Here is a 6,584-nt window from a genome sequence, read left to right as displayed (position 1 = left end):
GGTGGATGACCATTTGATGAAGATCAGCCATGTGATGCGAGCTGAGGAATGGATTTCATCAACACCAAAGCACGTTTTGCTTTATCAGGCATTTGCCTGGGAAGCGCCTGAATTTATCCACATGCCGCTTTTGCGCAATAAGGATAAAAGTAAAATCTCCAAGCGTAAGAATCCGGTGAGCCTCAACTACTATAAAGAAGCTGGGTTTCTTCCATCTGCAATGCTGAACTATCTTGGGATGATGGGCTGGACCATGCCTGACGGTGAAGAGAAATTCACAGTCGAGAAAATGGTGAAGGAGTTCGACTTCGGCCGTATTTCTTTGGGTGGCCCTGTTTTTGATATGCAAAAGCTAACGTGGCTCAACGGGCTTTACCTACGAGAGAGACCAAGCGCAGAAATCGTCAAAGATTTACGTGCACTCTTGTTAAGCGACGACATGCTTTTAGAGGTGGCAGAGCTTATGCACGAGCGCATCGACAAGCTTGAAGACTTCATCGACAAGGCTTCTTTCTTCTTTGGTGGCGATTGCGTTTATGACGCCAGCGCTACGAAAATGCTGCTTCCTAAAAAGAGAACGCCTAAGGAGATGGCCGAAGCTTTATTGAAAGCGGCTGAGGTGATCGACACTTTACCCGATCTTGAGCTTGATAGCCTCAAAGAGGCGATGAATGCGCTGCGTGAAGAACTTGAACTCAAAGGCAAAGAGTTCTTTATGCCATTAAGAATTGCAGTGACGGGCCGTAAAGACTCTCCACCGCTTTTCGAATCAATGGTTGTTCTTGGTAAAGAGAAGTGTCGTCGGCGTCTGCGTAATGCCGCGAATCACTTAAAGGCTTATAAGCCGCCAGCCGAATCATAAATGTTCATAGCCTGACTTCTTTCCTGGAGGTTAGGCGCCTTAAATCCAGCTTCCATTCTTGAGTGCTGCTTCGAGTTTCACGCGGGCCTCTGCTGATATTTCGCAGAGCGGTAGCCTAAAGTTCTCTTGCATCATACCCTTGAGAGCCAGTGCGGTTTTTACTGGAATTGGATTCGATTCAATAAAGAGTACCTCGAAAATCTCGGCCATTTGGTCATGGAGGCTTTGAGCCTTTTCGAACTCCCCGTCTCGAGCGAAATGCACCATGTCGGTAAACTCTTTGGGAGCAACGTTAGATGCGACACTGATAACCCCATCTCCGCCAGCCTTCATAAAAGCCAGAGTGGTGGCGTCATCACCGGAGAGGATTTTAAAATCTTCACTGGTAAGATCACGGATGGTTTGAACGCGTGAGATATCTGCGGTGGCTTCTTTGACGGCTACAATTCCATCGAGCTTGGCGATTTGAGCGACGGTTTCAGGAAGCATGTCGCAGCCGGTACGCCCGGGAACATTGTATAGAATGACTGGAATATCGGCAGCATCAACAAGGGCTTCGTAATGCCGGTAGAGACCTGTTGGGGTTGGCTTGTTGTAGAATGGAGTGACGACCAGTGCCCACTCTGCGCCTGTATCGGCGGCTCGTTTTTGGTGATCGATTGCAACTGCAGTGCTATTGGCCCCGGCGCCGGCCACAACTGGGGTTCTTCCGTTCGACGTTTTAACAACATGGGCAATAACGTCTTGCCGCTCTTGCGCGGTCATGGTGGCTGATTCCCCTGTGGTACCACAGGGGACCAAGGCATCGATGCCTGCACCGATTTGCATTTCGATTAGGTTATCAAGAGCGCCATAATCAACGCTGCCATCGCTGTTCATTGGAGTGACCAGAGCGGTCATCGAACCTGTAGGACCGTTTTTATGTGCAGCCATCACTTCTCTCCTGAGCTTGTCGCTACGTCCAATCGAATCTCACCCGTCCAAAGTTGTTCGAGCGTTTCACGTTCTCGAATTAAGTAGGCGTGACCGCCGTCGCAGAGGACTTCGGCTGGGCGTGGCCGGCCGTTGTATTGGCATGCCATAACGAACCCATAGGCACCGCAACTGCGAATTGCCAAGAGAGAACCGGGCTTCCAGACAGGAAATTGCTCTTGGTCGGCGAAAGTATCAGCACTTTCGCACACAGGACCCACGACATCGCAAAGAGCTGTGGGGCCTTCGACTTCGTCTACACCTTCTATGCCGTGATGGGCTTGGTAAAGAGCTGGGCGAATCAGATCATTCATTCCGGCATCAACGATTGTAAACGTTCGCGTTGCGCCTTCTTTTCTTCTGACAACTTCAGTGAGTAATACCCCGGCGTTTCCAATGATAACCCGGCCTGGTTCAAACACGATGGTAAGTCCCAGCTCTCCGAGAATAGATGCTAACGCTTCGCCATATTCGCGAGGGGGAGGAGGTGTTTCGCCCGCATAAGGGATACCCAAGCCGCCGCCCATTCCCATGTATTCAAGGGGCGATCCTTGAGCGAGAAGAGCTTGCGTAAGCTTAAGCATCCGGTGGGCCGCATCCAAAAAGGGATCAAGCTGAGTGACCTGCGAACCAATATGGCAAGTAACGCCAACCATCTTAAGATTTGGGTTATCCAACGCTTCTTTGTAAATGGATTCGGCTCGGTCCATCGGAATACCAAATTTATTCTTGTTTAGACCGGTTGCGATGTAGGGATGTGTCTTGGGATCAACATCTGGATTCACTCGCACTGAAACTGGAGCAGAAATTCCCATGGACTGCGCAATACTGGAAACTGCGCTGAGTTCCTCTTCAGATTCAACACAGATGTAGAGGACACCTGCTTCTAATGCGCTACGAATTTCATCGTCACGTTTACCAACACCGCTGAATATAACTTGCTTGGGATCTGCACCAATGTGCTCAACCCGCTTGAGTTCTCCAACCGAAACAGCATCAAAGCCGCACCCAAGCTCTTGAATGACTTCTAAGATTGCGAGGTTTGCGTTGGCTTTGACGGCGTAACAGATGTGATGAGGTAGCCCAACCAAGGCTTCCTGAAGAACTTTGATGTGCCGGGTGATGGTTGCTTTGGAGTACACATAAGTAGGCGTTCCAAAGCGCTCTGCCACCTGGTGGAGATTGACGTCTTCACAGTGAAGTGTTGGACCCTGTCTTTGAAAATGGTCCACGGCATGTTCTCCTGGTTAGAATGTGATGGCGAGTGTACTTTGAATGGTCCAAGCGAGGCTTGTCTCACCAGTTTCTGTATCGTTGATTTCAAAGCCACCGAGTGGGAAGAGGATACCAGCCCGTAGGCTAGCAAGCAGTCCGCCACCGTTAGCATCTATTTGGCTTTTGTAGGTTAGCTCAGCATCGAATTCAATACCCAGTGGTTGTTGAGCTGGTTTCTCACTGTTGCAGCTTTTTTCGCCACTGGTTTGATCAGGGTTCGTTGTAGCGTCGGTCGTTGTTGGCCAGCAACGTGGTGTTGACTGAGGAAAGAACGCTTGTGAGTAAATTCCTGCCAATGAACCACTGATCGCATCTGTGAAAGCGTAGCTGGCTTCTGGTCGGATGTACCAAGCATCGCTTACTGTTCCGAGGATTTGGCGGAAGAGTAAAAGGTCGACGTGATAGTTTGGACTGAATTGAAAGTTGTTGAGCGAAGAATCCTTAGTTTGATCTCCGGTCACGGTGCCGCGCTGATTATCAGCGGTGTCCATTGTGCCCATACCAACCCAACGATCACCCGATGCAGCACCGGCACGCAAGCCAAGGCCAGCACCTTCGCCCGGAGGATCTAAGTGATAGGTAATATCCAGGGCTGTACCCCATTGAAGAACAGTCGTCGTGTCGACGGTGTCTGCTGTTACCGCTGAGTCGCTGAAGTCGCCGTAAACGAGTGCACCTTCTGCAGCGATTTCCCAGTCACCAAAATAGAGGTGTCCGAAGGCATCACCCATGAAAAGCGTTGCATTGCGTCGCTCCCAGAGTTGAGCGTCTGTGTTATCACGTGCAAAGTCAGTAGCGTCTCCGGTGTTGGTTGTCTCAGTATAGAACTCAGGAGCAACCTCGCGAGCTTGCTGTCGTAGCATTGCCCAAGCACCATAGTTGATAACCCACTCACCTTGGTTGATGTGGTCACGGATGTCATCGGGATGATCAACACGTAAAACTTGCGCAGAGTACTGAGATACATCGTCCCAGGTAAACGCGTCGTGTGCTTGTCCGGTCGCTGCTCCGAATGCGTTAAAGGCTGGTCCAGATGAAACCCAGTCAAACATGCCGACGAAAACATGGTCGGCCATACGAAGTGATGCGGAAATGCGGTCAGCGGTTTGGTCGTAATCACAATCGAGGCATTCGCCTGAGTTGATAAACATACCGAGGCCCCAGTGGCTGGGCATGCGACCGAAGCGAACTTCAAGTTGGTCGTTGAGTGCAGTGAGGCGACCGTAGACAGAACGAACCTTGATTGCGTCGTTGATAGAGTTGACGCCACTTGTGGCTTCATCTTGGCCAGAGCTTAGGATGTTGATGGGCTGGTCACCGTAGAGCTTTGGAGTCGATCCCATAATAAAATTTTCCAGAATGTCCAAGCCGAGGTGTACCTGAATATTACTGCTGACGTTAATCGTAGAGTTTAAGGCGAGAGAAAGATTGGTACCACTGAAGTTGGCATCGCGCTCGGCAGCTTCGCTTTCAGCTACATTACCGGCAAGAGCTGGGTAGCGGGAGGTACCGTTGCGAAGAGCGGCTCCAACAAAACGGTTACCGAAGTCTAGGTTGCGGTAGAGTCCTGCGCGCATGCGAAGGTAACCATCAACTTCAAGCATGGAAAGTTCAGGCTTAAGGAGCATCCAGTCGTCGCGGTTCCAATCTTCAAGAGAAATTTCTTTCTTTTGTTTTTTGGCTTCCGGTTCAGCTGAAGTCGCAGCTGGTGCCGGTGGTTCAGGAGCAGCCGGAGCAGCCGGTGCTTCGGGCGGAGCTGGGGGTGGTGTGGCGCTCGCATCCGTATCGGTCTGCGCCAGTGCCATCATAATTGTTATTGCTATCCACGCTGAGCTAGCCATCTATCGCTCCATCCTACGTAATGTCTTCTGAGTTCCAAAGACTGAATTAGTCTTTTACGTTGTCAGAAGCCTTTTGCCGAGACCCTTGAACTACTTTCCGCGGGCTTTGGCTAGAAATTTCTAGGCTTTTGCTGATTTAAAGCCGCGCGACACTACAACGCTCGTAGCAGTGCTTCAAGTGGCCATGGGTTGAAGTTGTGCTGAGTGCATGAGATATCCACGCGTTGCTACAGATACCAAGCCGGTTGTGTACAGATGAGGGGGAGTCAATGAGTCAACCTTTACCGAAATTATGGCAAGATTGCATGGGCGATCTCGATACAGGCGAGGAGGCTTCAGGGCTTGGCCGCGAACTCCAACTATCCTGGGATTCACTGGTGATGCTTCGCGAAGCCGCTCAGGGCAAGCCAGACCCAGTATTATGGACGCAGGCCATCGAGCAGACAGTCGCGTGCTTGAAAATGCTGAATGAGAGTTATGCAACTTTGGCCGTCGATCCCGAGGATTCAGGCTTTGCTCACCGCTTTCAGCAACATTTTGAGCTCGAAACTCTTGGGTTGGAGGAGTCGGGTGGTGAATTTCTCTTCTGCGATCCTCACACTGTCTTGGTCTATGGAGCTTGCGTGATTTTGGAGCGCCGAATTGGTGCCATGGGGCGAGCCATCGACCATGCCATCGCCGATGGCGATCGAGAAGCTCTTGAACGGGAAGTTACGAGCTATGGATATGGCATTTTACGGGCCATGGAAGAGGTGGCGGTTGTGGTTTTGGAGCAATTGCCTCTCGATACTTCTAGCCGCTCCATGGTTCCTGGCTTTCGTTGTGCACTCAAAGATCTCTTAGATTGGCGAGAAGTGCTTCGGGCTTTGGAACAATTTCCAAGCGATCAAACGATTGAGCAGGCACTCAACGCAATAACGACCAGCGAGGCAGCTGGCGCACTGAGCGCGCAGGAATTTAAGGAAGTTGAGCAATATCAGAGTCTTAGCGCCTCTGATTTGAAAGGCTTGCTCACAATCATCGAGGCAAAACCGTTGGTTGAGCAGGCTATTTTGAAATTAGGGGACCAAGGCGATCGAAAAGTAGCACTTTAGGGATCGAAACCTGCTTTTCAACCCGGTCGCTATGGCTTGACAGTCTAAAAGATCTCCACATATTACCGGCTCCGGCACTGGCCGTGAGTCTCTTGAGAAACTCAATAAAGACGACGACTTACAAATCAAGGAGATAGTATCCATGGGCAAGATAATCGGTATCGATTTAGGTACAACCAATAGTGTTGTAGCGATCATGGAAGGAACTGAACCAAAAGTACTAACCAACGAAGAGGGTGCAAGAACAACCCCATCTGTTGTGGCATTTGGTAAAGACGGTGAAACAATGGTCGGGCAAGTAGCTCGTCGCCAAGCAGTCACCAACCCTGAAAACACGATTTTTTCAAACAAGCGTTTTATGGGACGCCGGTTCGTAGAAGTTCAAAAAGATGTGCATCGCGTACCTTACAAGCTCGTAGCTGGTAAAGGCGATGTGGCATTCATTGAAGCCAACGGCCGTCAGTATGCTCCACCAGAGGTCAGTGCAAAGATTCTCCAGAAGCTTAAGCGTGCTGCTGAGAACTACCTCGGTGAAGAAGT

General features: G+C 50.4%; 6 protein-coding genes. 3 read left to right on the top strand and 3 right to left on the bottom strand.

Annotation, left to right across the window (positions count from 1 at the left end; genetic code table 11):
* On the top strand, window positions 1-862 hold an 862-nt coding region (locus HOK28_07170; GenBank protein MBT6432854.1), incomplete at its 5' end, for a glutamate--tRNA ligase.
* Window positions 863-901: 39 nt separating this feature from the next.
* Here the strand turns inward: HOK28_07170 and HOK28_07165 are convergent.
* From HOK28_07165 to HOK28_07155, 3 genes are read right to left on the bottom strand one after another with little or no spacing between them, the layout of a single operon-like run.
* Window positions 902-1,795 carry a 4-hydroxy-tetrahydrodipicolinate synthase gene (locus tag HOK28_07165; protein ID MBT6432853.1) on the bottom strand — a complete coding sequence of 298 codons (894 nt, stop codon included), beginning with the start codon at window positions 1,793-1,795 and terminating at the stop codon, window positions 902-904.
* On the bottom strand, window positions 1,795-3,066 hold the full coding sequence (gene lysA / locus HOK28_07160) for a diaminopimelate decarboxylase (GenBank protein ID MBT6432852.1): 1,272 nt from the start codon (window positions 3,064-3,066) through the stop codon (window positions 1,795-1,797). The genes HOK28_07165 and lysA overlap by 1 nt, the downstream gene beginning before the upstream one ends.
* 15 nt (window positions 3,067-3,081) lie before the next feature.
* Window positions 3,082-4,950: a TIGR04551 family protein gene (locus tag HOK28_07155; protein MBT6432851.1), complete on the bottom strand. Its 1,869-nt coding sequence runs from the start codon at window positions 4,948-4,950 to the stop codon at window positions 3,082-3,084.
* Window positions 4,951-5,219: 269 nt separating this feature from the next.
* Here HOK28_07155 and HOK28_07150 point away from each other — a divergent pair, with 269 nt between their 5' ends.
* Window positions 5,220-6,044 (top strand): hypothetical protein, encoded by an 825-nt coding sequence (locus HOK28_07150; GenBank protein MBT6432850.1) that lies wholly within the window; start codon window positions 5,220-5,222, stop codon window positions 6,042-6,044.
* Window positions 6,045-6,186: 142 nt separating this feature from the next.
* Window positions 6,187-6,584: Hsp70 family protein (locus HOK28_07145; protein ID MBT6432849.1), on the top strand; the 398-nt coding region annotated here is incomplete at its 3' end.

The sequence above is a fragment of the Deltaproteobacteria bacterium genome (assembly GCA_018668695.1).
GTDB lineage: Bacteria > Myxococcota > XYA12-FULL-58-9 > XYA12-FULL-58-9 > JABJBS01 > JABJBS01.
Note: the sequence above shows the minus strand (reverse complement) of the source record. Positions and strands in the feature narration are given on the sequence as shown.